General features: G+C 66.6%; 22 protein-coding genes and 1 CRISPR repeat array. Of the genes, 13 read left to right on the plus strand and 9 right to left on the minus strand.

Features of this window, described 5'->3' with window-relative positions; all coding sequences use genetic code 11:
* Positions 1-44 precede the first annotated feature (44 nt).
* From NX862_RS05075 to NX862_RS05125, 11 genes are all read left to right on the plus strand, one after another.
* Entirely contained in the window at positions 45-245 is a 201-nt protein-coding gene (locus NX862_RS05075) for a hypothetical protein (RefSeq protein WP_264492804.1), read from the plus strand.
* A gap of 359 nt (positions 246-604) precedes the next feature.
* Positions 605-3,073 carry a CRISPR-associated helicase Cas3' gene (cas3, locus tag NX862_RS05080; protein ID WP_264492805.1) on the plus strand — a complete coding sequence of 823 codons (2,469 nt, stop codon included), beginning with the start codon at positions 605-607 and terminating at the stop codon, positions 3,071-3,073.
* 399 nt (positions 3,074-3,472) lie between these two features.
* Positions 3,473-4,942, plus strand: a complete 1,470-nt coding sequence (casA, locus tag NX862_RS05085) for a type I-E CRISPR-associated protein Cse1/CasA (protein ID WP_264492806.1) — start codon at positions 3,473-3,475, stop codon at positions 4,940-4,942.
* Positions 4,939-5,460 carry a type I-E CRISPR-associated protein Cse2/CasB gene (gene casB / locus NX862_RS05090; protein ID WP_264492807.1) on the plus strand — a complete coding sequence of 174 codons (522 nt, stop codon included), beginning with the start codon at positions 4,939-4,941 and terminating at the stop codon, positions 5,458-5,460. The genes casA and casB overlap by 4 nt, the downstream gene beginning before the upstream one ends.
* Positions 5,457-6,524 (plus strand): type I-E CRISPR-associated protein Cas7/Cse4/CasC, encoded by a 1,068-nt coding sequence (cas7e, locus tag NX862_RS05095; protein WP_264492808.1) that lies wholly within the window; start codon positions 5,457-5,459, stop codon positions 6,522-6,524. Before casB ends, cas7e begins: the two co-directional genes overlap by 4 nt.
* Positions 6,524-7,207 (plus strand): type I-E CRISPR-associated protein Cas5/CasD, encoded by a 684-nt coding sequence (gene cas5e / locus NX862_RS05100; protein WP_264492809.1) that lies wholly within the window; start codon positions 6,524-6,526, stop codon positions 7,205-7,207. Before cas7e ends, cas5e begins: the two co-directional genes overlap by 1 nt.
* On the plus strand, positions 7,204-7,872 hold the full coding sequence (gene cas6e / locus NX862_RS05105; RefSeq protein WP_264492810.1) for a type I-E CRISPR-associated protein Cas6/Cse3/CasE: 669 nt from the start codon (positions 7,204-7,206) through the stop codon (positions 7,870-7,872). The genes cas5e and cas6e overlap by 4 nt, the downstream gene beginning before the upstream one ends.
* Positions 7,869-8,963, plus strand: coding sequence for a type I-E CRISPR-associated endonuclease Cas1e (cas1e, locus tag NX862_RS05110; RefSeq protein ID WP_264492811.1), 1,095 nt, complete (start codon positions 7,869-7,871; stop codon positions 8,961-8,963). Before cas6e ends, cas1e begins: the two co-directional genes overlap by 4 nt.
* Positions 8,851-9,108 carry a type I-E CRISPR-associated endoribonuclease Cas2e gene (cas2e, locus tag NX862_RS05115; protein WP_264492812.1) on the plus strand — a complete coding sequence of 86 codons (258 nt, stop codon included), beginning with the start codon at positions 8,851-8,853 and terminating at the stop codon, positions 9,106-9,108. Before cas1e ends, cas2e begins: the two co-directional genes overlap by 113 nt.
* A 326-nt stretch (positions 9,109-9,434) precedes the next feature.
* Positions 9,435-10,683: direct repeats of the CRISPR family, unit length 29 nt; unit sequence CTGTTCCCCGCCCCCGCGGGGATGACCCG.
* A gap of 746 nt (positions 10,684-11,429) precedes the next feature.
* The gene (locus NX862_RS05120) at positions 11,430-12,527 is read left to right on the plus strand and encodes an MsnO8 family LLM class oxidoreductase (protein WP_264492813.1); all 1,098 of its coding nucleotides are present in this window, start codon (positions 11,430-11,432) and stop codon (positions 12,525-12,527) included.
* 126 nt (positions 12,528-12,653) lie between these two features.
* Positions 12,654-13,280 (plus strand): FAD/NAD(P)-binding protein, encoded by a 627-nt coding sequence (locus NX862_RS05125; protein ID WP_264492814.1) that lies wholly within the window; start codon positions 12,654-12,656, stop codon positions 13,278-13,280.
* A gap of 126 nt (positions 13,281-13,406) precedes the next feature.
* Here NX862_RS05125 and NX862_RS05130 read toward each other — a convergent pair whose 3' ends face one another.
* The 6 genes from NX862_RS05130 to NX862_RS05155 all read right to left on the minus strand — a co-directional run bounded on the left by NX862_RS05130 (position 13,407) and on the right by NX862_RS05155 (position 18,621).
* A complete protein-coding gene (locus NX862_RS05130) occupies positions 13,407-13,589 on the minus strand; it encodes an RrF2 family transcriptional regulator (RefSeq protein ID WP_264492815.1) in 183 nt (60 codons plus the stop codon).
* Positions 13,590-13,665: 76 nt separating this feature from the next.
* Complete coding sequence (locus NX862_RS05135; protein WP_264492816.1) at positions 13,666-14,736, minus strand: ABC transporter ATP-binding protein; 1,071 nt, start codon at positions 14,734-14,736, stop codon at positions 13,666-13,668.
* Positions 14,737-14,742: 6 nt separating this feature from the next.
* Positions 14,743-15,471, minus strand: a complete 729-nt coding sequence (locus NX862_RS05140) for a ThuA domain-containing protein (RefSeq protein WP_264492817.1) — start codon at positions 15,469-15,471, stop codon at positions 14,743-14,745.
* A gap of 11 nt (positions 15,472-15,482) precedes the next feature.
* Positions 15,483-16,367 (minus strand): carbohydrate ABC transporter permease, encoded by an 885-nt coding sequence (locus NX862_RS05145; RefSeq protein ID WP_264492818.1) that lies wholly within the window; start codon positions 16,365-16,367, stop codon positions 15,483-15,485.
* A 1-nt stretch (position 16,368) separates the two neighbouring features.
* Entirely contained in the window at positions 16,369-17,247 is an 879-nt protein-coding gene (locus NX862_RS05150) for a carbohydrate ABC transporter permease (protein WP_264492819.1), read from the minus strand.
* A gap of 87 nt (positions 17,248-17,334) precedes the next feature.
* Positions 17,335-18,621: an ABC transporter substrate-binding protein gene (locus NX862_RS05155; protein WP_264492820.1), complete on the minus strand. Its 1,287-nt coding sequence runs from the start codon at positions 18,619-18,621 to the stop codon at positions 17,335-17,337.
* A 151-nt stretch (positions 18,622-18,772) separates the two neighbouring features.
* On the opposite strand from NX862_RS05155, the gene NX862_RS05160 reads away from it, so the two are divergent.
* Positions 18,773-19,789 carry a Gfo/Idh/MocA family protein gene (locus NX862_RS05160; protein WP_264492821.1) on the plus strand — a complete coding sequence of 339 codons (1,017 nt, stop codon included), beginning with the start codon at positions 18,773-18,775 and terminating at the stop codon, positions 19,787-19,789.
* A complete protein-coding gene (locus NX862_RS05165; protein WP_264492822.1) occupies positions 19,782-20,765 on the plus strand; it encodes a LacI family DNA-binding transcriptional regulator in 984 nt (327 codons plus the stop codon). The genes NX862_RS05160 and NX862_RS05165 overlap by 8 nt, the downstream gene beginning before the upstream one ends.
* Here the strand turns inward: NX862_RS05165 and NX862_RS05170 are convergent.
* From NX862_RS05170 to NX862_RS05180, 3 genes are read right to left on the minus strand one after another with little or no spacing between them, the layout of a single operon-like run.
* The gene (locus NX862_RS05170) at positions 20,762-21,559 is read right to left on the minus strand and encodes an SDR family NAD(P)-dependent oxidoreductase (RefSeq protein ID WP_264492823.1); all 798 of its coding nucleotides are present in this window, start codon (positions 21,557-21,559) and stop codon (positions 20,762-20,764) included. The two genes, NX862_RS05165 and NX862_RS05170, sit on opposite strands and share 4 nt — an antisense overlap.
* Complete coding sequence (locus NX862_RS05175; RefSeq protein ID WP_264492824.1) at positions 21,556-22,644, minus strand: NADH:flavin oxidoreductase/NADH oxidase; 1,089 nt, start codon at positions 22,642-22,644, stop codon at positions 21,556-21,558. The genes NX862_RS05170 and NX862_RS05175 overlap by 4 nt, the downstream gene beginning before the upstream one ends.
* Positions 22,644-23,612: an aldo/keto reductase gene (locus tag NX862_RS05180; RefSeq protein ID WP_264492825.1), complete on the minus strand. Its 969-nt coding sequence runs from the start codon at positions 23,610-23,612 to the stop codon at positions 22,644-22,646. The genes NX862_RS05175 and NX862_RS05180 overlap by 1 nt, the downstream gene beginning before the upstream one ends.
* Positions 23,613-23,641 lie beyond the last annotated feature (29 nt).

Below are 23,641 nucleotides of genomic sequence, written 5' to 3' on the forward strand. Positions count from 1 at the left end.
TCACAGGGATTCACACCTGGGAGAGCCAGACACCTGATGTCCTGATGTCGGGTGGCGGCTCTTTCCCCTTCACTGTTGCGGGCCAGTCCGGCAAGGGCATGGGCTGTGGCGTGGCCCCTTGCTGGGTGATCGAAGGCTTTTCGTTTGACGCATCGACCGGCCAGAACGGCGATGGTCATGTGGATTCTGCGGTGGATGATCAAAAGCTCGGCAGTATCACATGGGTCGCCGCCAAGCCGGAGTAACAAGCCGGAGTAACGCGGGGTCACTTCGGCCATCGCGAGTCCGGGGGCTGCACCGTCTTTCAGGGTCGGGTTGCAGCCCCCACATCATTGCGTTGCGGTCCCGACTTTCAGACGGGAACAAGCCGGGACCGCGACGCCTTCGTCGGGCGCCTGTCGAATTGCCCTGTGCCAGTCCATCCGAAAATCCGTCCATGGCCGTGGCATCGCGACGCGACCACCCGATCTGGACATGACAGGGAATGTCACCCTTTACCCCCCATCATCACATCCCGTGCTGCCGGACCACCCTGGTCCGATAACCCCTGCTTCCCTTCCCGCCCCATTTCCCCGACACGCCGCCGATTTGCAGGAGACATTCCGTGGCAATCCTTGACTGGCCCGGTAAAAGCGCCTTGATCCCGGGTGGCCCGCAGCACCCTGCGGCCTATCACATGCTGGACGTGGCCGCCGTTGCCGAGCGCCTTCTTGCGCCCGAACCCCTTGCGGCACCGCTGAAATCCGCCCTCACCGTGTTGGTCGCGCTGCATGATATCGGCAAGTTCAACGCCGACTTCCGGGCGATGATCGCGGGGGCGCGACCTCAGGGCAGGCGTCATTGGGAGGTCAGCGAGGTCCTTTTGCTGCACAACCGTGCCGTGCTTGCCGCGGCCTTGCGCCCGGGGACCGCCGTGCTGATCCCCCTGATCGAGGCCGTCTCCGGCCATCACGGGCGCCCCTCCGAGCCAGGTTTGCAAAACGACACCGAGCGGCGCAAAGCGTTGAAACATGCAGGACCCGAGGCCCAGGCCGATGCTTTGGCCTTCCTGCACGCGGTCCTTGCCCTTTGGCCCGATGCCGCGCTGGCGGGACTGACCGAGGCCGAGGCGCGGCGGCTGTCCTGGTGGCTGCCGGGGCTGACCTCGGCCGCGGACTGGATCGGGTCGAATGTCGACTGGTTCCCGCCCTGCGCCGATCCGCTGCCCCTGGCCGACTATCTGACCCAGGCGCGCGCCAAGGCCATGGTGGCTGTCCAATGGGCTGGGCTGGGCGGCGCGCGGGCTTCGGACCACAGCTTTCTGTCGCTGCCCTCCCTGCGCCCCATGCAAGAGGCCTGCGCCGGCCTTCCCCTGCCCGAAGGTCCGATGCTGGCGGTGATCGAGGACGAGACCGGATCGGGCAAGACCGAGGCCGCGATGCTGCTGGCGCAACGCATGCTTCTGGCAGGCAAGGGCAGGGGGCTGTTCTTTGCCCTTCCCACCATGGCCACGGCGGATTCGATGTTTGCCCGCTCGGCGCGTCACTTGCGGGCGATGTTTCACGGCGCCCCGACCCTGACCCTGGCTCATGGGCGTGCGGCGCTGTCCCAGACCTTCCGCGATCTGGTGCAGCCCCGGCCCAACGCGCCCGAGGATCAGGGCTGCACCGAATGGCTGGCCGAAAGCCGCCGCCGCGCTTTGCTGGCCGAAATCGGCGTCGGCACCATCGACCAGGCGCTTTTGTCGGCGCTTCCGGTGAAATGGCAGACGCTGCGGCATTACGGCCTGTCATCCAAGATCCTGATCGTCGACGAGGTCCACGAGATGGGAGAGCCCTATATCGACCGCATCTTGCGCCAGGTTCTGACCATGCACCGCGCGGCCGCGGGCTCTGCCATCCTGATGACCGCGACGCTGCCCCTGAACCAGCGCCAGGCGCTGTTGGACATCTATGATCATGGGCCGGACCCTGATCCGGCCTATCCCGCCCTGACCATCGCCAAAGGCGCGCGCCGCCGCGATCTGCCGCAAAAGACCGGCGCGAAGGGGGCGGTGGCGGTCGAGCGGCTGCCCGATGCCGATGCCGCGATCCGCCTGCTGACCGAGGCCGCGGCCAAGGGTGCCGCCTGCGTCTGGGTGCGCAACGCGGTCGATGACGCCATCGCGGCGGTGCAGGCGCTGCGGGCGGCGGGCGTTCCGGCGGCGCTTTTGCACGCGCGCTATGCCCTGGGGGACCGCAAGCGGATCGAGGCGGATCAGCTGGGCCGCTTTGGCCCGGACGGAGAGGGCAGGGCAGGCCGTGTCCTGGTGGGGACCCAGGTTCTGGAATCCTCGTTGAACCTGGATTTCGATGTGATGGTCAGCGATCTCGCCCCCATGGCGGCCTTGATCCAGCGGGCCGGGCGGCTTTGGCGGCATATGGACCGCCGACCTTTGGCCACCCGCCCTGTGCCCCGGCCCGTCCTGCACGTGGTCTCGCCCGATCCGGCGCAGGTCACGACCGCGCGTTGGCTGCATCAGGTGCTGGACCGTGGCGCCTGGGTCTATCCCCAGGCCCTGCTGTGGCGGACGGCGCATCACCTCTTTGCCGCGGGGCAGATTGTCGCGCCTTCGGGCCTGCGCGGGTTGATCGAGGCCGCGCATGGCGACATACCCGCCGTTCCTCCTCTGCTGGAACGCGCCGAGATCGAGGCCTGGGGCCAGGATCAGGCCAAGGGCGCGCTGGCCTGGCAGAATGTGGTGGACGCCAGCAAAACTTACCGGGCCGAGGGGCGGGGCGACGACGACGCCAGCTATCCCACCCGTTTGGGAGAGCCGCAAACCACCGTGGTGCTGGCGCGCCAAGGCGAGGCGCTGACCCCGCTTTTCCCGGACGAGCCGCTTGCGCTGTCCGAACTGACCCTGTCGACCCGCAGGCTGGCCGCGCTGCCTGTGCCGGATCAGTCCCGCCCCGATATCCTGGCCCTCAGGGCCACTTGGCCCAAATGGCGCCAAGAGACGGTGACAGTCCTGCCCCTGGCCGCCGACGGCACCATCTGTGAGGGCTTGCGCTATGACCCCGATCTGGGGATGGTCTATCCGGCCCCGTCCTGACGGGGATGGCCCGCAGTTGGCTATTTGCCTTGCATGTTCCCGGCGCGGTGCGATCCGCTCAGGCCGACCCCCACTCCGCCCGGTCATAGACGCGTTGCGGCCAGGACCGTCTTGGCGCGGCAGCAGGTCCGGTGATGGCTTGGCCGTGAACGGACCGGAACCAGGGTCGATCAAAAGTCCGCTGTTCAAGGTCGTGGAGGGCAGGGTTTGACCCAGCCCGCTCCCCGATACAACGTCCCAAGGCTCTGCCCCATCCAGCACAAGTCCTTGAGGCGCAGCCCGGGACTTGCGCCGCCTTATCCGCGACAAATCCTGTCATCCACCCCATGTCCCCCTCTTCCCTCACGCGATTCGTCATGGTGAACTTCTCCTGAAGATTGCGCATTTCAAAGGCCCCCCATGTCACTGAACCTCATTTCCGACGCCTGGATCCCCGTTCTGGATCAGCACGGCGCGCGTCGGCTCATCGCCCCCTGGCAGATGGCCGACGCGCGCCTGTCTTTCCCCGATTGGCCCCGGGCCGATCTGAACATCGCTTGCCTGGAGCTTCTCATCGGCCTGGTTTTCATGGCTGATCCGCCCGCTGATCTTGGCGATTGGATCACCCGCCAGCCGCCCGACCCCGACCGCCTGCGCGAAAGGCTCGCCCCCTTTGCCCCCGCCTTCAACCTGCTGGGGGACGGCCCGCTTTTCCTGCAAGACCTGGAAAAGCTGGAGGGCGAGCCAAACCCGCCCGACATGCTGTTCATCGACAGCGCGGGGGCCAATGCGGCCAAGAACAACGCCGATCTGATGGTCCACCGCGCGCGCTACCCGTCGCTGGACCTGCCGCTGGCTGCCATGGCGCTGTTCGCCTTTCAGGCCCATGCGCCAGCCGGGGGCGCGGGCAACCGCACCTCGATGCGCGGCGGCGGGCCTCTGGTGACGCTGGTCGACCCGGGGCAGGGGCTGTGGTCGCTGATTTGGGCCAATGTCCCCGAGGGCACCCCCGGCAAACCCGCCGACCTGCCCTGGACGCGCGCCACCCGGGTGTCGGACAAGGGCGCCGAGACCCTGCCGCCCACCAAAGCCCCTTCGGTCGAGGCCTTTTTCGGCATGCCGCGCCGGTTGCGGCTGATCGGTGAGGCGGCCGTGAATGGGGTGGTCCAAAAGCCCTGGGGCACGAATTACGCGTTCTGGACCCATCCTCTGACGCCCTATTACCGCCAGAAACCAGGGACCGAGCTGCTGCCAGTCCATCCCCGCGCCGGGATCTTCGGCTATCGGCATTGGCTGGGCATCCTGGCCGAGGTCGGTCAGGACGGCTTGCGCGATCTGGCCACTTGCCTGCGCGACTGGGACTCGCGGTCCAAGGAAACCGGGGCCGCGGCCAAGGTGATCCTGGCCGGTTGGGCGATGGACAACATGAAGCCCCGCGATTTCACCTGGTCGGTCCAGCCCATGGTGGATCTGTCGCCCGAAGGCACCGATTCTCTGCGTGGCATGATCCAGGCGGCGGAGCAGGCGGCGCTGGCCCTGCGTTCGGCCCTGGAACCCGTGCTGGCCGGCGGCGAGGCCCGCGAGGCGGAACGCGAGGCCTTTTACCAGGCGACCGAGGCGGCCTTTTTGTCGCATTTCGCGGCGCTGAAAGGTGGCGCTGCGGTGGCCGAGGCCTGGCTTGCCGACCTGTCCGCCCAAGCCATGCGCCAATTTGACGCCCTGGCGCTTCCTGGCCTGGATCAGCGCGAGACCGACCGGATCGAAGCCATCGTCAAGGCGCGTGGCTATCTGGGCGCGGCCTTCAAGGGCTATGGCGCCTATGGTGACAAGATTTTCACGGCGCTGGAGCTGACCAAGCCCGAAAAACCCAAGAAAGGCAAAGCGGCATGACCGAGCCCCCGCAATCCCCCGAAAAATCCCGGGGCGCCATCATCCTGGGCTGGTGGTCCACCCATCTTGGCAAACGCGAGACCGGCCGGGCGAAGGCGCTGGCCGCAAGGCTGCGCCGCGCCGATCCGGTGGCGGCCCTGGCCGAGGGCGAGGTGCACGACCTGTCCCGCGCGCTGAACCTGCGCGACGGCGTGGCGCTGGCGCGGCTGGCCTGCCTTCTGGCCGAGGTGCGTGAACATTCGAACCAAAGCCTGGCGCAGCGCTTGGGTGGCACCGATCCCATCCTGTCCACCCTGCGTTTCCAGAAACTGCTCCGCGCCGAAGAGCCGGAATTGACCGCCCTCATGCGCCGCGCCATCGCCATGGCCGACGGGGTTTGCAACGTGGCGGCCCTTGGCCCTGACCTCTTGGACTGGTCCGAGGCCACCCGCATGCGCTGGTGCTTTCACTATTACGGGGCGCCGGCCCCTCAGATTCTGGCCCCTCAAGCCAACAAGACCGAGGAGATTTCCCAATGACCACCTTCCTTCAGTTCCATATTCTGACCAGCTATGGCCCCTCGAACCCGAACCGCGATGACCAGGGGCGGCCGAAACAGGCCATGGTGGGCGGCGCCCCCCGCCTGCGCATGTCCTCTCAGTCCGTGAAGCGGGCCTTGCGCGAAAGCACCTTCTTTGCGCTGGACCTGGCCGATCATCAGGGCACGCGGACCAAGCGGCTGTTTGAAAAGCTGAAGACCGCGCTTCTGGCCCGCGACCTGCCCCCCGCTGCCGTGCAAAAGGCCGCCGAAGAGGTGGCCAGCATCTTTGGCAAGCTGGACACCCCGAAAAAGGACGCCCCCGAGGAACGCGTGGCCACGACGCTCGCCTTCATCTCGCCCGCCGAATGGGCGCTGGCCGAGGAATTGGCGGTCAAGGCCGCCAGCGGCGAGGCGCTGCCCAAGGACAAGGACCTGAAAAAGCTGGTCCTGCGCAAGGCCGATGGCGCGCTGGATATCGCCATGTTCGGCCGGATGCTGGCCGATGACGCCGAGTTCAACCGCGATGCTGCGGTGCAGGTCGCCCATGCCATCACCACCCATGCGGCCCAGGCCGAAGAGGATTGGTATTCCGCCGTCGATGACCTGAACAAGGCCGAGGACACCGGGGCAGGGCACCTGGGGGAAAGCGGTTTCGGCTCGGGAATCTATTATCAATATGTCTGCGTCAACGTCGACCTTCTGGTGGAAAACCTCGGCGGCGACCGCGAACTGGCCGCCAAGGGGCTGGAGGCGCTTGCCCGCGCCTTGGCGACCTCGACCCCCAAGGGCAAGCAGAATTCCCATGCCCACCACCCCCGCGCCCATTACATCCGGGCCGAGCGGGGCACTGGGGCGCCGCGCGACCTGACCGGCGCTTTCTTTGCCCCGATCAAGGCGCAGCCCTGGCTTGAAACCTCGGTCGCCGCACTGGAAAAGACTGCCGATGCCATCGACCAGGCCTATGGCCGGACCTGGGACGACCGCGCCGTGATGCAGGTGGGCCTGTCCGGCACCCTGGCCGAGATCGCCACCTTTGCCGCCGCCTCCATCGGGGAGCCGTGATGCAACCCCATCTTGTCTTTACCCTCGCCGCGACCCTTGCGGCGATGGGAGACCTTGCGGGGCATGAGCGGCGCGGCTCTCTCGTCTGGCCGGGGCGCTCTGCCGTCCTGGGCCTCTTGGGCGCGGCGCTTGGCATCCGCCGCGATGAGGATTTCAGCGCCCTGGAGGCCCTTTCGGTCGCTGTGGCCGTCCTCGATCCCGGCGCTCCGTTGCGCGATTATCACACCGTGCAAACCGTGCCCTCTGCGGCGGTGAAACGCCCGAACTCCCGGCCCCAGGCGCTGCGCGAGGCCGGATTGCGCGCCAATACGACGATCACCCTGCGCGATTACCGGGTGGGCGTGGCCTGTGGCGTCGTGGTCTGGGGTGGGGATTTGGAGCCCCTGGCCCAGGCCCTGCAACACCCGCATTTCACCCTGTATTTCGGGCGCAAATCCTGCCCGCTTTCAGCCCCGACCGCGCCACGGATCGTGACTTGCGCCACCCCACAAGAGGCGCTGACCGCGCTGCAGCTGCCCGCCTGGCTGTCGCGCCCGACCCAGGCGCAATGGATCACCGACGCCGCCGACGCCGCTGCCCATGTCGAAACCCGCCACGACCGCGCCATCGACCGGGGCCTGTGGCACTTTGCCTCCCGCCGCGTGGCTATCTCTCGCATCGACTTGCCCAAAGGTGCCGCATGACGCTTTACCTCTCGCGCCTTTCCCTCTCCAAGGCGCCCCAGACGGCGGCGCTGAACGCCATCCTGAACCCCGAGGACCCCGCCCGCCGCATGGACGCCCACCACCGGCTTTTGTGGGCGGCCTTCACCGATGGCCCCGACCGCCGCCGCGATTTTTTGTGGCGCGAAGAGGCCCCCGGCGCCTTCATGACCCTCTCCGCCCGCCCGCCAGAACCGTCAAACCTCTTTGCCCCGCCCGAGACCCGCGACTTCGCCCCCCAGCTGGCCGAGGGCGACCGCTTGGCCTTTGCGCTTCGGGCCAATGCGACCCGTGACCGCAAGGGCAAGGGCCGCGTCGATGTGGTGATGGATGCGCTGCATGGCCTGCCCCAGGCCGAGCGCGCCGCCCGGCGGATGGAGCTTGCCCAGACCGAGGGCCGCGCCTGGATGGACCGCCAGGGCGCGAAATCCGGCTTTTCCATCCTGTCCTTGCAGGTCGGCGACTATTCCGTCGCAGCCCTGCCGGGCCATCGTGGCCCGCGCAAGGATCAGCCGCAGTTCGGCATCCTGGACATGACCGGCATGCTGACCGTCACCGATCCCGCGGCCTTCGTCGCGGCGCTTTCGCAGGGCTTCGGTCGCGCCAAGTCCTATGGCTGCGGCCTCATGCTGATCCGCCGGGCATGAGCGAAGGTGCAGGCCTGCCGCCCCCCGCCCCGATCCCGATCAAGGATCGCGCCTCGCTGGTCTTTGTGGAACGCGCGCAACTGGATGTGCTGGACGGCGCCTTTGTGGCGGTGAACGCTGATGGCACGCGCACCCAGATCCCGGTGGGCGGATTGGCGGGCCTGATGCTGGAACCCGGCGCGCGGATCTCTCATGCCGCCGTGGCTTTGGCGGCCCGGGTCGGCACGCTGATCACCTGGGTCGGCGAAGGCGGCGTCCGGCTTTACTCGGCCGGCCAACCCGGAGGCGCCCGGGCCGACCGCCTTTTGTGGCAAGCCGCCATCGCCCTGGACGAATCCGCCCGCCTGCGTGTCGTGCGCAAGATGTTCGCCCTGCGCTTTGGCGAGGACGCGCCCCAGCGCCGTTCGGTCGATCAGCTGCGCGGCATCGAGGGCGTCCGGGTCCGCGAAACCTATGCGCTTCTGGCCCGGCAATACGGCGTCGACTGGAAGCGCCGCGCCTATGATGCCGCCGATTGGGAGGCGGGCGATATCCCCAACCGCTGCCTCTCCGCCGCCACCGCCTGCCTGCATGGCCTGACCGAAGCCGCCGTCCTTGCCGCAGGCTATGCCCCCGCCATCGGCTTTTTGCACCGCGGCCGGCCGCTGTCTTTCGTCTATGACATCGCCGACCTGTATAAACTCCAGACCGTGGTCCCCGAGGCCTTCCGCATCGCGGGGCTGGCCGCCAAGGGCAAGCTGGACATGGCGCCGGATCGCGCCGTCCGCCTGGCCTGCCGCGATGCCTTTCGCAGCACGGGCCTGTTGCAAAAGATCATCCCCGCCATCGAAGAGGTCCTGTCCGCCGGCGATCTGCCGCGTCCCGACCCCGCCCCCGAGGCCATCGCGCCCTCTTTCACCGACAAGCCCGCCGGGGATGAGGCCACCGCGGGGGCGGCCCAACGTGATGGTCGTCGTGGTGACAAACGCGCCGCCCCGGTTGCGCGGCCGCCTGACCGCCTGGCTGCTCGAGCTGCGGGCCGGGGTCTATGTCGGCGACTACTCGGCCAAGACCCGCGAGATGATCTGGGATCAGGTCGTGTCCTTCATTGACGAGGGCGACGCGGTGATGGCCTGGAAGGCACCGACCGACCAGGGCTTTGCCTTTCGCACCCATGGCCGGAACCGCCGCGTGCCCACCGATTTCGATGGGATGACCCTCGTCAGCTTCCTGCCCGAGGAGGCCAGAAAGCGATGACGTCAAGTCTGGTGTCGGGCAGGCCCCGAAAGCTGGCCCCGAAAGCGGGGGCCTTCATGCGGACCCCGACCGGAAGCCTGAGACCGGAAGCCTGAGACCGGAAGCCTGAGACCGGAAGCCTGAGACCGGAAGCCTGGGGCCCAAACCTCTTGACCGGATGAACCCCTGACCAGGACACAACTCCCCCCTTGAGGGAGGACGACCAGCCCCAAGACCGTGACTCCCAAGTCCGGAGGGCCGCCCGGCAAGCCCGTTTTCGACGCCAAAATTTCGGTGCGCTCTTTGACATCGTGAATATTACGTGAGATCAATAGTTTCCACGAAGACTGTTCCCCGCCCCCGCGGGGATGACCCGCATAGACGTCACGGATAAAGACAGCGCAGGGACTGTTCCCCGCCCCCGCGGGGATGACCCGACGTCCGGGATCAGCAAGTCTGAGCGGGCGCACTGTTCCCCGCCCCCGCGGGGATGACCCGAGGCAATCCCCATGACCCATATTACCGGGGTGCTGTTCCCCGCCCCCGCGGGGATGACCCGCAGATCGCCGCAATGACCCGCATCGTGGACAACTGTTCCCCGCCCCCGCGGGGATGACCCGACCTTCAGGCAAAAGCGCATTCGGCACCCACACTGTTCCCCGCCCCCGCGGGGATGACCCGCGGTCATGCAGTATTTCGGCGGCGCGACGTGGCTGTTCCCCGCCCCCGCGGGGATGACCCGAGGTAGGCGCGGCCTCTGGCGGCGCTTCGGCCCTGTTCCCCGCCCCCGCGGGGATGACCCGTGGGATATCGCTTGGCTCCCCGGCATGACTGCCTGTTCCCCGCCCCCGCGGGGATGACCCGCCCGAGACACACGAAATGGCCAACCAGCACTCCTGTTCCCCGCCCCCGCGGGGATGACCCGAGCCGACCGTGCTGGACAGGCTGCGCAGGGCACTGTTCCCCGCCCCCGCGGGGATGACCCGCTTGCGGACCTCAAGCGCGAGATAGGCAACCCCTGTTCCCCGCCCCCGCGGGGATGACCCGCTGACTGCCGATTGTTGCCGCCCGTCCATCCGCTGTTCCCCGCCCCCGCGGGGATGACCCGCGGGCCAGGTGGGGCGCGGTGGATTGCGCTCACTGTTCCCCGCCCCCGCGGGGATGACCCGTCGCACGACCAAACGTCGTGTCCGAGTGCCGCCTGTTCCCCGCCCCCGCGGGGATGACCCGGGCGTCACCTACTGGATTGGGGTTTGGACGAGCTGTTCCCCGCCCCCGCGGGGATGACCCGCACCAGGATCAGGATTGCGCCGTCGATCAGCACTGTTCCCCGCCCCCGCGGGGATGACCCGACCCGCCGCCACCGCCCAAATCGACGGTTGCCCTGTTCCCCGCCCCCGCGGGGATGACCCGCCTCGCTGAACAATGGCGCGGACTCCGAGGGCCTGTTCCCCGCCCCCGCGGGGATGACCCGGCTTTGAACACCTTGAGCCGGTAGGGATTGCCCTGTTCCTCGCCTCCGCAGGGATGACCCGGGTCTGGCCGGTGTCGATCCCCGTTCGAAAATCTGTTCCCCGCCCCCGCGGGGATGAGGTTGTGGCTTTCAAAGGTTTGGGCTTTCGCCTGGCTCGTTCGCTTTCCCCATTGGGCGGTTTGGGCGGGGATCATGGCGTCGTGACGGACGAACCCCGGTCTGCTCCTGCGCGGTCGGGCTTGGGCAACTTGGTTCCCGCGATTGTCGGGGGCCTGTCTGATTTCCTCTCGGAGGGCACAGGTTTCCTGCGCGTCTTTGGTCTGAACCTTGGCGAGGCCTTGCGGTTGCATCGCCTTGGGTCAACCTCCACCTCTCTCTTTCGCCGTGCTTGGGCCCTTTCGGGCGGCCCTGTTCGGCTTGCGGTCAAGCTTCTGTCGGTGGACGAGGTGGGTTGCGTTTCATGAGGCGTTTCCGGGGGGCGTTTCGGCGGGACAGGTTGGGTGATCCTGTCGCAGCCAGGGCAGGCGCCTCTTTCCGGCTCGGTGATCTTTGGTTTTGGACGCGGGGAAAGGGCAGAGATTTCCACACCGCTTCCCCGGGATGACACCCGAAGACCCTGATTGGACTTTCATTTATATAGACTATTCCGTCATCCCTCATCTCTTCCCGTCAGCTGCGCGAAACCCCCGCGACTTGGATTATTCGCCGCATGGGGGAGTTTATTCTCGAAACCTCATCCAGAACAGAAGAGCGCCACAGAAATCGGCCGCACAAAGAAAATCCTGATTTCATGCTTTCCTTCAAGCTGTCTACCAAATTGATAGACTTTTAGCGCGCCCCCCCCAGCTGCTGCGAAAGCATCTCTGTCATGCCCTATGTCATCTCTCTCCTCGACAAGGGCCCGGTTGCCCCCAAGGGCACCGCCGCCGAGGCCCTGCAAACCTCGATCGCCTTCGCCAAGGCGGCAGAGCGTTTGGGCTATCACCGCCTGTGGCTTGCCGAACATCATGGCGTGCCGCAACGCGCCAGCTCGGCCCCCGATATCCGGGCGGCGCATCTTCTGGCCGTCACCAAGCGCATCCGCATCGGCACGGGCGGGGTCCTGTTGCAGCATTACAGCCCCTACAAGGGGGCCGAGGTCTTCGGCACGCTGGCGCCCGGTCGGGTCGATCTGGGGATCGGCAAGGCACCCGGCGGCATGCTGCATGGCACAAGGGCGCCGCAGTCCGAACACGGGACCCGCCGTGATTTCGTGACCAAGCTTCAGGAGCTCACGCATTTCCTGCGGGGCACCCTTCCGGCGGACCATCCGCTGAACGGCGCCCTGGTGCAGCCGCAAGGCGTGGTGCAGCGCTTTCTTCTGGGCGCCTCGTCGGACAGCGCCGCCTTGGCTGCGCGGCTGGGTTGGGGCTTCACCTATGCCGGGCATCACGACGGCAATCCCGGGGCGATCTCCTGCGCTTTTGCGGCCTTTGGGGGCAAGCCCTCGCTGGCTTTGGCGGCCATCATCGCGCCGACCCGCGCCGAGGCCGAAGCGCAGGGTGCGGACCATTGCATCCTGAAGGTGACTTTGGCCGATGGCACCAAGGTCAACCTGCCGGGCGAAGAGGCCGCGGCCGAGTTTGCGCGCCAGTCGGGCGGCCAGAGCTATAGGGTCAAGGCCCGCAAGCCCTCGGTCCTGACCGGCGCCAGCGCCGATGTGCGCGCCGAGCTGGATGTGCTGCATCAGCGCCTTGGTGTCCCCGAATTCATCCTGGACTTGGCCGTAGCCGACCCGGTCGCACGTCTGAATGTCATCGAACTCTTGGCTGAAGCCGGTCTCGCCATACGCCCATCCAGCATCTCCCCAATGACACGATTGCCGAGATCGTCGGCGACAGCCCGCTTTTGGCTAGGATCGGCTCGGTCGATCCGGCCTTTCAGCCCGACGCGCTGGCCGAGATCAAACGCGCGGTCATCGTCCTGAAAACATGGGCTCCCAAAGTGTGCCCCCCCTGACCGTGGCCATCCTGGGCGGAGGCCTTTCGGGCGCCGGGGTCGCCTTCCACCCGGCGCGGCACAATGGGGCCAGGGCAATTTCGGCCTGCGCATCGTGGAGGTCGAACCAAGGCCGCGGCTGGGGGCGGGCCTGGCCAATTCCGCCACCGACCCGGAGCACAGGTTGAACGTGCCCGATGCCAAGATGACGCTGCGCACCGAGATTCCCGACGACTACGCCCGTTGGCTGAAGCGTCAGGCCTTGCCGCAGATTGGACCGGCAGACCGCGCGGCGAATGGCGATGCCTTTACCTCCCGCGCGCGGTTTGGCGATTATGTGGCCGACCCTCTGGCGCCCGGCGCGCTGGAGGTCATCGGGGCGAACGACCGGCTGGCGATCATCGGCAATGGGCTGACGGCTTCGGATATCCTGGCCACGCTGCGGGCGCAGGGGCCCGCGGTCTGGGGCGCTTTGCCCGTGGTCAAGCGCCTGCGTCTGATCCGCCACCTGCGCAGCCTGTGGGACATCCACCGCTTTCGCATCGCGCCGCAAACCGCGGCTGCCGCCGAGGCGCTGACCGCCGCGGGGCCGTTGGAAACCATGGCCGCGCGGCTGATCTCGGCCGAGGGCCGTGCGGACCTGAGCCTGACCGTCCGTCCGCGGGGTCAGGCCGAGTTGCGCCGCCTGACGGTCGACCGCGTCGTTCTGGCCACGGGGCCAGCCTTGTGCGGCTGGGGCTGATCGGGTCGGACCGCACGCGGCTGGGCATTGCCACAGCGCCTTCGGGTCATGCCCTGGCGCCAGCGGCCCGTCCAGAAGTCGCACGATCTCGCCCACCGACACATTCTTGGCCGGGCGGGTCAGCATCTAGCCGCCCCCCGGCCCTTTGCGGCTGGAGACCAGCCCCGCGACCCGCAGATCGGCAAAGATCGCATTCAGGAATTTCTTGGAAATCCCCCGCCGTTCTGCGATCTCGCGGCTTTGCAGGACCGCGCCTCTGTCCAGTTGGGCAAGGTCCGACATGGCCTTCAACCCGTATTTCGCCCGCATCGTCAGCAGGGTGCCGCTTGTTTGAAACCGGAAGCAGACTTTGCGCTGACCTGGCCCAAGTCAACCGCGCCCCGGATCAGGGGCGCAGCCGCTGGCCCGACGCGTCGAACAAAAGCGCCCGGGCGGGGTCGAAGCGGGCGGTGCAGCCCTGGCCGGGCTTGACCTCTGGCACCCCGCGGGCCGACAGGATCAGGGTCAGGTCCCCGCCCCTTGCATAGGCAAAGCTTTCGGCGCCCAGGTGTTCGACCACATCGACCTCTAGCGTCAGTTCGGCCGCGCCCAAGGGGTCGAAATCCTCGGGGCGCAGGCCCAGCGTCACGCGGTCGCCGACCGCAGCCCGCCCCGGCACCGTCACCCGCGCATCCAGCCCGGTCAGCGCCAGGTCCAACCCAGCGGCCGAGACCCCCAGAACCTCGGCCGGGATCAGGTTCATCCGCGGGCTGCCGATAAAGCCCGCGACAAAGGTATTGGCCGGGTCGTGATACAGGTCCAAGGGCGCGCCGACCTGCTCGATCCGGCCGGCGCGCAAAACGACGATGCGGGTGGCCAGCGTCATGGCCTCGGTCTGGTCATGGGTCACATAGACCACCGTGGCGCCCAATTGGCGGTGCAGGCGGGCAATCTCGATCCGCATGGTGACGCGCAGTTCGGCATCCAGGTTCGACAGGGGCTCGTCGAACAGGAAGACCTTGGGCCGCCGCAGGATCGCCCGCCCGATGGCCACGCGCTGACGCTGACCGCCCGACAGGGCCGCAGGCCGGCGGTCCAACAGCGGGGTCAGTTGCAGGGTCTGGGCCACCTCTGCCACACGGGCGGCGATTTCGGCCGGGGGCTTGCCCGCCACTCGCAGCGAAAACCCCATATTCTGCGCCACCGTCATATGGGGATACAAAGCATAGCTTTGAAATACCATGCCCACGCCGCGCTCTGCCGGGTTGACGTCGTTCATCACCTGGCCGCCGATCTGCAGGCTTCCAGATGTGATCTCTTCCAGTCCCGCGATCATCCGCAACAGCGTCGACTTCCCGCAGCCCGAGGGGCCGACAAAGACGACGAATTCCCCCGGATGCACGGTCAGGCTGGCGTCATGGATCACCCGATGACCGCCATAGGATTTCGACAGGTTGGTCAGTTGCAGGCCGGTCATGATGCCTCAGGGCTTGGGGTGAAGCGGCGCGGCGCGGTGCCAATTGGCCAGGATGCGGCCATCCCGATGCGGTTGATGCGCCCAACGGATGCCATTGCTGATCACCCGGTGAACATGCGCGTCATGATAGATCGGAAAGGTCTCATGCCCCGGGCTGAAGAAAAAGATCCGCCCCCGCCCGCGTTTGAAGGTGCAACCCGACCGAAAGACCTCGCCTCCGGAATACCACGACAGAAAGATCAGCTCGTCGGGCTGGGGGATGTCAAAGGGCTCGCCATACATCTCCGAGGCGGGGATTTCGAAATAGGGCGGCAGGCCCTCGGCGATGGGATGCGCGGGGTCGATGACCCAGACACGTTCCAGGTCGCCTTCGGGCAATTCGCGCCAGGACAGGTTGGCATTGGTCCCCATCATGCGGCCAAAGAGTTTCGAGTGGTGGCCCGAGTGCAGCACCACAAGCCCCATGCCAGCCACGATGCGCTGCTGGATGCGGGAGACCAGGTCATCGGACACCTCGTCATGCGCCAGATGCCCCCACCACAGCAGCACATCGGTCCGGTCCAAAAGGTCCTGCGGCAGGCCCTGTTCCGGGTCGTCCAGCGTCACGCGGGTGATGGCGAAATCGCCCACCAGCCCCGCCGCGATGGCTCCGTCGATGCGGTCGGGGTATATCGCCGCCACCGGGGCATCGCGCTTTTCGTGGCGGCCCTCGTTCCAGATGGTCACGTTGATCATGTCGGTTCCTTTCATCCTTTGACCCCGCCCCCAAAGGTGCGGACCAGGAACCCGCGGGCGAAGCCAAAGGCCACGACCGAAGGCACCATATACAGAACCGCGAGCGCCGTCAGGAACCCCCAGTCCACCGTGTTGACGCGCAAAAACGCGCGGAAAAGCCCGAGGGGCAGCATCTGCAGCTCGGGCGAAGAGATGAAGATCAGCGGCATCAGGAAATCGCCCCAGGCCGAGATAAAGGCGAAGAGCCCCGCCGCCGCCAAGCCCGGCAGGGCCAGCGGCAAAAGCACCAGGCGGATGCGCTGCATCAGGCTGGCGCCGTCCAAAAGCGCAGCCTCGTCGTAATCGCGCGACACCGTGTCGAAGAAGGTCTTGAGTATCCACAGCGCCAGCGGCAGTTGCAGCGCGGTCAGGATCAGGATCATGCCCAGATAGCCGTCCACCAGCCCAAAGACCCGCATCGCCGGGCGCAGCATGTCGGGCGGCAGGACGGCGCGCAGGACCTCTTGGACGGCGCGGTTGGCGGTCAGAAGCACCTTGTAAAGCGGCACGATCAGCGCGGGCGGCGGCACGACCCGGATCAGCAGGATCGTATACAGGAAGGGCCGCTTCCACCAGGCGTTGCTGCGCGACAGCGCATAGCCGCCCAGCCCCCCCAGAACCATGGTCAGCACGGTCGCCGCCCCCACCACGATCAGCGAATTCATGAACCATGTCAGGCCGTTTTCCACCGTGAAGATGCGGGTGTAATTGGCGGTCGTCCAATCCTCGGGCCATTTCAGGAACAGGCTGGCGTTGCCGTCGAACGAGGCCAGCGCCGCCCAAAAGAAGGGCAAGGCGCAATAGGCCGAGATCAGCGACAAGGTGGCATAGGCCATCAGCTGCGGGCGTTTGGCCATGTCAGACCTCAACCTTCAGGGCGCGGACATAGATCACCCCCACGATCAGCGAGAAGACCAGCGACACCACGGCCACAGCCGCGCCATAGCCCAGCTGATAGGCGGTGAAGCTTTGATTATACAGGTAAATCCCCAAGATTTCGGTCGCGCCGCCCGGGCCGCCTCGGGTCAGGGCATAGACGAAGCCAAAGATCGAGATCGTCGAAACGGTCGAGATCAGCATATACAGAAAGATCGTCGGCAGGATCAGCGGCAGGGTGATCATGCGAAAGATCTGCCCCGGCTTTGCGCCGTCCATCACGGCGGCCTCATGGACCTCTTTCGGCACCGAGGAGAGGCCCGCCGTCAGGAGGATCATCGCCGTGGCAATCCCGCGCCAGGTGTTGACGACGATGATCATGGTCAGGGGGAAGGTGTTCAGCCAGTCTTGCGGCTGTAACCCCAGGCCCATGACGATCCGCGACAGGACGCCCCTTTCGCCGCCCGCCAGCATGGAAATCCACAGGAACCCCGCCACGACCTCGGGCACCGCATTGGGCAAAAGGATGATCGCGTTGAACACCGCGCGGAACCGCAAAGGCCGGTTCAACAGCACCGCCGAAACCAGGCCCAGCACGAATTGCCCGATGATGGCCGAGCCCAGGACGAAAAGCCCCGTTACCATCAGCGAGTTCCAGAAATCACCATCTCCCACCAGTCGCGCATAGTTGCGCAGACCGACAAAGCGGGGATTGGCGGCTCCGGGGCCGACCAGCGCCGCATTGGTGAACGAAAGCCAGACGGCATAAAGCGCGGGCCAGATCACCAGCGCCAAAAGCAGCGCCGCCGAGGGCAGAAGGATCAGCCGCAGCTGCCATTGGGCGCGGGATTGATAGGTCACTAGGGTTGCCGGGGATGGGGGTTTGCCGAGATAGGGGTTTGCCGAGAAAGCGGCGGGCGCGGGAGGAGCCGCGCCCGCCTTACGACGTCACTGGACCGCGTCGGGGCCCAGAACGTCGGTGACATAGTCGACCAGGATCTTCTGTGCGCCCGCGCCGTCGGTCTCTTTGCGCAGGATGGCTTCGGTCGCCCGCGCCACGCCCTCGGACACCGCACTGAAGCCCGCCGAGGCCTGCAGGTAAGTCCCGTTCTCGACCGCCTTCAGCACCGGCACAAGGGCCGTCAGCTTCTGGAACTCGGCGTCGTCGCCGGCATCGCGGCGGGCGGGGATATTGCCCAGACGGCTGGCATAGGCGACATCGGCCGCGACCGAGCCCAGTTCCAGCGCGACTTGGGTCGCCAGCGGCGAGGCATTGGCATTGACCAACCAGGGCGAGTTCAAGGACACCATCACATGGCCATTGCCGCCCGCCTTGCCCGGAACCTCCCAGGTGCCGACGGCTTTGGTCACATCAGGGATCGGGTTCTTGGACTCGGGGCCCCAGTCATAGATATAGCACCAGGTCCCGCAGGTCGTCGCAACCAGTTGACCGGCCGGGAACATCTCATACTTCGGGATCACCCAGGGCTCTGGCCCCAGTAGGGGATCGACCGGCATCAGATCGGCATTGACCAGGTCGGCATAGAAGGTCAGCACATCCTTGACCCCGGTGCTGGACAGGTCCAGCTTGCCACCCGCCGCCACCAGTTGCGGCGTATCGGTGCCGGCGAGCATGTATTGGAACCCCTCGCCAAAGGCCCCGCCGCCCCAGGAGGCGCCCATCGGGAACAGCAGCGCATATTGCCCGGTCTTGTCCTTGATCTCCTTGGCGCGGGCCATCAGGTCGGCCCAATCCTTCGGCTGATCGGTCGAAATCCCGGCCTTTTCCAGCACATCGCGGCGGAAATAGATCTGCTGCACCGACAACATGGTCGGCACGGCATACATGACGCCATCCGCCCCGGTCGCCAGGCTTTTCGCCACGTCGAATGTATGGGCCGCGCCCTCCCAGGCCGCAAAGGCCTCGGTCACCGGCGCGACATAGCCTGCCGTGGCCAGGTCGGGCACATCGCTGTCGCCCGGCACGGTAAAGACGTCCGGCGCATTGCCCGCGCCCAGCTCGGTCAGCAGCTTGGACATATAGTCCTTTTCCGGCGCCGGATATTCGATGACCTCGATCGTCACCCCAAGCTTGGCCTCGATGGCGGGGGCCACGGCTTTCAGCGCGTCGATGCGGGCCTGGCGGTGTTCGGCGATGCGGATCGTCTCGGCCTGAGCCGCAAGCGCGGTCAGGGCAATAAGGCTCACGGCCGCCAAAAGCGGTTTCTTGAACATGTGATTTCCTCCCTTGGGTGACTCCTCCGAGTCGCAAGGATCATGCACACGGTTACAATCATCTGACAAGAGGGTTTTGAAACCCGGTCAGAGCCTCTGTCCTATCCTGATTTTGCTTGCGATGGGGCGCGAGTTTCGCCTATCCAAGGTCATGCACACGGTTACACTGGGGGAGAAGATGGAGCAGTTGCGCATCGGCGTCATCGGGGCGGGCGGCAAGGCGGTGGACTATGCCGCCAGTTGGGCCAAGATGCCGGACCTGCGCTTTGTGGCCGTGGCGGATGTGTCGGCCCAGGCCTGCGCGCGGCTGGCCGCTGTCAGCGGCGGCAGCCCCCGCGCCTATGCCGATTACCGCCAGATGCTGACGGAATGTCGCAAGGATCTGGACATGGTCTATGTCTCGACCCCGCATGTGCTGCATGGCGAACAGGCCCTAGCCGTGACCGAAGCGGGGCTGGACCTGTTTCTGGAAAAGCCGATGGTCACGACCGTGGCCGAGGCCAAGGCGCTGATTGCCGCCCAGAACCGCATCGGAAACCTGATCGTCGTGGCCTTCAACGGCGGGCTGTCGCCGCTGGTGCGCGACACCCGCGCCCGGATCGAGGCTGGCGAATTCGGCGCCCTCGTCAGCGTCTCGGGTTCGATCTGGGAGGGCTGGAAGGACGCCTACAACGGCGGCTGGAAACAGGACCCGGCCATCAGCGGCGGCGGTTTCATGTTCGACACCGGCGCCCATATGATGAACACGATCTGTCAGCTGCTGGACGCCGATTTCGACCGCGTCTCGGCCTATATGAACAACCGGGGCAAGCCGGTGGACATCACCTGCGCGGTATCCGCTCGGACGAAATCCGGCGTTTTGGTAACGCTGAACGCGGCCGGCGAGGGGCCCAAGGGCTGTTTCAGCCATATGACGCTGTTCTTCCAAAACGCCCTGGTGCGGATCGACGCCTGGGGCGGCAGCCGCGAAATCTCCTATGGCAACGGTGTCTGGACCCGCGAAGAGGACGAGATCACCGACAACCCGATGCGCACCTTTCTGGCGGTGCGGCGGGGCGCGATCCCCAACCCCTCGACCATCCAGAACGGCTTGCGTTTCGCAAGGCTCTGGGATGCGATAAAGCTTTCGGCCAGCAGGGATGGGGAATCGGTGCGGGTGGATGAATAGGCGGATCACCTCCAAGGAATTGGCGCGGCTGGCGGGGGTCTCTTCGGCGACGATCAGCCGGGCCTTCACGCCGGAGTCCAAGATCTCTGATGCGACGCGCAGCCATATCCTGTCGCTGGCGGCGCAGCATGACTACCAACCCAATGCGCTGGCGCGGTCGCTGAACAACCAACGCTCGGGCCTTGTGGCCTTGGTGGTCAATGCCGTGCAGAACCCGACCGAGGCCGAACAGCTGCAAGAGCTGATCGTGCATCTGCAGGCGATGGCGCTGATGCCGATTGTCCTGTGCTGTGGCGCGCATGAGGACCGGTTGCAGCTGATGCGGCTGGCTTCGACCTATCAGGTGGATCATGTGGTGGTGTTTTCCGACCTGGTGACACTGGATGACGCGGTCAGCATCTTTCGCACCGCGCGGCCGATCATTGTGTCGTCGCAGCCGCTGGACAGCGCCCGGGCCGCGCAAATCGCGGTCGAAGGCGCTGCGGCGGCGCGGGCCATCATCGACCGGGCGGCGGCGCAGGGGCGCCGCGCCTTCGGTTATCTGGGCGGAAGGGCCTCCAGCTATATCGACAAGAAACGCCGCCAGTGGTTTGCCGATGCGCTGGGCGCCCATGGCCTTGGCTTTCTGGCCGAGGGGCATGGCGATTACACCTATGACAGCGGGTATAAAGAGGCCGTGGTGATGCTGCGTCAAAGGCTGGATGCGGTGATCTGCGGCAATGATGTCATGGCCGTGGGCTTTCGCGACGCGGCCGAGCGGTTGATGGGCCGCAAGGTGCCTGACGACCTGGGGATCGTGGGTCAGGACGGCATCCAGATTGCCGGCTGGGCCTGTCATGACCTGACGTCGCTTGCGCTGGACCAAAAGGCCTATGTCCGCGCGATCCTGTCCCTGATCGAGGAACAACGCGCGGGGGGCGATCAGACCCCGCGCATCGTGATCGACTGTCATGTCCGCTGGGGCGCGACGCTTTAGCCCAGGCTGGCCTTGAAGACCTCGGCATGGTCGGGATGCCAACGCGACAGCGCCGGGCGGTTGTGGATGATGTCGCCCGCGGCCCAGGCGATCCGCGCCTCGTCCAGCGCGCGGGGCGTGTCGTTGTCGGGGCAGAGGATATAGAAGTCCCCCCGCGCCAGGCTTTCCAGCAGGAAATCGACGGTCTGTTCGGGCGTCCAGGCGCCAGCGGGTTTCGGCGCGCCGGATGCCGCCGTCATGCCGGTATGGACCCAACCGGGGATCAGCAGGTGGGCGCTGACCTCGGGCCTTGTGTTCCGCAGTTCATGGGCCAAGGCCTCGGTAAAGGCCTTCACCGCCGCCTTGGAGACGTTATAGGCCGGATTGCCGGGCGGTGTGGTGATCCCCTGTTTCGACCCGGTGTTGACGATCATCCCCTCTGTGACCAAAGGCCCGAAGACCTGGGCCCCGTTGATCACCCCCCAAAGATTGGTCCGCAGCGTCCGCTCGAAGGCTCCCGGATCACCCAGGCAGGCCGAGTCCCCTCCCATGCCGGCATTGTTCATCACCAGGGTCACGGGCGGCAGGTCGGCCACCTGCGACGCGACAGACTGCAGCCCCGCGCGGTCGCCCACATCGGCCGCGATGGCGCGTCCGTTGCAGGCGAGGGCGGCCTGGGTCAGCGCCCGGCTGGGCAGGTCGACCAGCACGACCTGCATCCCCCTCTTGGCCAAGGCCATGCAGGCGGCGCGCCCGATGCCCGAGGCGGCTCCGGTCACGATGGCGGTCTGGTTCGGTCCGATGGCAAAGGTCATGTCGCACTCCTGACAGGGCGGCGCTCCAGCGCATAGCCCACTTGTTTCGTCCAGGCCTGGCGCGGCGTCGTGCCGCAAGCCAAGGCCGCATGAGAGGCCCAGTTCGGATCATCCAGCGCGCCGCGCCCGATGGCCACCAGATCGGCCTTTTCGCGGGCCAGGGCATCGGCGGCCAAGGCCACATCATCCATCATCCCCACGGCCATCACCGGCTTGCCGGTGGCCTGACGGATGGCGGAGGCAAAGGGCAGGAACATCCCCGGCCCCGGCGCGACCTTGGCCCCCGCAAAGCCCGTGGCCGAGACGTCGAACACATCGACCCCCAGCGCCGCGGCCTTCTGGCAAAAGACAATCGAATCCTCCAGCGTCACGCCGCCCTCGACCCCATCCACCGCCGAAAGCCGCAGGAAGAGCGGCCGATCCGCAGGCCAGACCGCCCGCACCGCCGCGATGACGGCCAAGGGCAGGCGCATCCGGTTTTCGCGTGACCCGCCCCAGTCATCCGTCCGGTGATTGGCCAAGGGCGACAGGAACTGGTTCAGCAAATAGCCATGCGCGCCGTGGATTTCGACGAAGTCAAAGCCCGCCCGCAGCGCGCGCTCCGCCGCTTCGGCAAAGACCTGCGGCAGGCCCGCCACCTCATCCCCCGTCAGCTCCCGCGGCACCTGGGCGTCGGGCCCATGCGCCAGGGCCGAGGGCGCCACGGGCTGCCACATCGTGCCATCCGCCTCCGCCCCCTCCCCGATCCGCCAAGGCGGCAGGGTCGAGGCCTTGCGCCCGGCATGGGCCAGCTGGATGCCCGAGACCACGCCTTGCCCGCGCAGGAAGCCGGTCACCCGGGCCAGTCCCGGGATATGATCCTCTGACCAGATGCCGGGACAGCCATAGGTGATGCGGCCCTCTGCCGTCACGCCGGTGGCCTCCACCACCACAGCGCCAAAGCCCCCCAAGGCAAAGCGGCCGAGGTGGACGAGGTGCCAATCCCCCATCAGCCCCTCACGCAGGGAATACTGGCACATGGGCGAGACGACCATCCGGTTGGGGAAGGTCACGCCGCGGATCGTCAAAGGTGCCGTCAGGGTCATCAATGCAACACCACATGGGGGATATAGGGCGCCTCGAGCCTTGCGATCTCTTCGGGCGACAACACGAGGTCCAGGCCGGTCAGGGTCTCGGTGAACTGCTCGGGGCGCGAAAAGCCGATGATCGGCGCGGTGACGCCGGGTTTCTGTCGCGTCCAGGCCAGAGCGACTTGCGCCATCGTGCGGCCCAAGGCCTCGGCCAGGTCCTGCACCGCGCGGATCACCTCCGCATCGGCCTCGGCGGTCCGCGCATAAAGATACCGGCCATAGGCATCGGTTTGCGTGCGCTCCGTCTCGGCCCCCGGGGGGCGCGCCAGCCGACCGCGGGCGATGGGCGACCAGGGGATCAGGCCCACCCCTTGATCCTGACACAGCGGGATCATCTCGCGCTCTTCCTCGCGGTAGATCAGGTTGATCTGGTTCTGCATGCTGATGAACCGCGTCCAGCCATTGGCCCGCGCCACCTCTTGCGCCTTGGCGAATTGCCAGGCGCACATGGTCGAGGCCCCGATATACCGCGCCTTGCCCGCCTTCACCACGTCATGCAGCGCCTCCATCGTCTCTTCGATGGGCGTGTTCGGGTCCCAGCGGTGGATCTGATACAGGTCGACATGATCGGTCTTCAGCCGCCGCAAACTGGCGTCGATCTGCTGAAGGATCAGCCGCCGCGACAGGCCCACCCGGTCGGGCTGCGCATCGCCGTAAACCTTGGTGGCCAAGACGATCTCTTCCCGCGGCGCCAGGGTCCAAAGGTAATCGCCCAGGATCTCTTCGGAACTGCCATCCGAATAGACATTGGCCGTGTCAAAGAAAGTCACCCCGGCCTCGAAAGCCTGGCGGATCAGCGGTTCGGACTGGTCGCGCGGCAGGGTCCAGGGATGGCCGCCGCGCAGAGGCGCGCCAAAGGTCATGCAGCCAAGGCAGAGTTCCGAGACGGTGAGGCCCGACAGGCCCAGGCGATTGCGTTTCATGCGTGTCCCCTTTGGCCGCAGCCTATTCC

The sequence above is a fragment of the Stagnihabitans lacustris genome (assembly GCF_025950525.1).
In the GTDB taxonomy this organism is placed as follows: domain Bacteria; phylum Pseudomonadota; class Alphaproteobacteria; order Rhodobacterales; family Rhodobacteraceae; genus Stagnihabitans.

Coding starts and splice junctions, on each gene's coding strand:
- NX862_RS05135 (WP_264492816.1), bottom strand. CDS start 14,736: ATGACCGGCCTGCAACTGACCAACCTGTCGAAATCCTATGGCGGTCAT.
- NX862_RS05140 (WP_264492817.1), bottom strand. CDS start 15,471: ATGATCAACGTGACCATCTGGAACGAGGGCCGCCACGAAAAGCGCGAT.
- cas6e (WP_264492810.1), top strand. CDS start 7,204: ATGACGCTTTACCTCTCGCGCCTTTCCCTCTCCAAGGCGCCCCAGACG.
- casA (WP_264492806.1), top strand. CDS start 3,473: ATGTCACTGAACCTCATTTCCGACGCCTGGATCCCCGTTCTGGATCAG.
- cas7e (WP_264492808.1), top strand. CDS start 5,457: ATGACCACCTTCCTTCAGTTCCATATTCTGACCAGCTATGGCCCCTCG.
- NX862_RS05170 (WP_264492823.1), bottom strand. CDS start 21,559: ATGACCTTTGCCATCGGACCGAACCAGACCGCCATCGTGACCGGAGCC.
- NX862_RS05130 (WP_264492815.1), bottom strand. CDS start 13,589: ATGCGGGCGAAATACGGGTTGAAGGCCATGTCGGACCTTGCCCAACTG.
- cas5e (WP_264492809.1), top strand. CDS start 6,524: ATGCAACCCCATCTTGTCTTTACCCTCGCCGCGACCCTTGCGGCGATG.
- casB (WP_264492807.1), top strand. CDS start 4,939: ATGACCGAGCCCCCGCAATCCCCCGAAAAATCCCGGGGCGCCATCATC.
- NX862_RS05155 (WP_264492820.1), bottom strand. CDS start 18,621: ATGTTCAAGAAACCGCTTTTGGCGGCCGTGAGCCTTATTGCCCTGACC.
- NX862_RS05160 (WP_264492821.1), top strand. CDS start 18,773: ATGCACACGGTTACACTGGGGGAGAAGATGGAGCAGTTGCGCATCGGC.
- NX862_RS05165 (WP_264492822.1), top strand. CDS start 19,782: ATGAATAGGCGGATCACCTCCAAGGAATTGGCGCGGCTGGCGGGGGTC.
- NX862_RS05120 (WP_264492813.1), top strand. CDS start 11,430: ATGCCCTATGTCATCTCTCTCCTCGACAAGGGCCCGGTTGCCCCCAAG.
- NX862_RS05180 (WP_264492825.1), bottom strand. CDS start 23,612: ATGAAACGCAATCGCCTGGGCCTGTCGGGCCTCACCGTCTCGGAACTC.
- NX862_RS05175 (WP_264492824.1), bottom strand. CDS start 22,644: ATGACCCTGACGGCACCTTTGACGATCCGCGGCGTGACCTTCCCCAAC.
- cas1e (WP_264492811.1), top strand. CDS start 7,869: ATGAGCGAAGGTGCAGGCCTGCCGCCCCCCGCCCCGATCCCGATCAAG.
- NX862_RS05075 (WP_264492804.1), top strand. CDS start 45: ATGTCGGGTGGCGGCTCTTTCCCCTTCACTGTTGCGGGCCAGTCCGGC.
- NX862_RS05145 (WP_264492818.1), bottom strand. CDS start 16,367: ATGGCCAAACGCCCGCAGCTGATGGCCTATGCCACCTTGTCGCTGATC.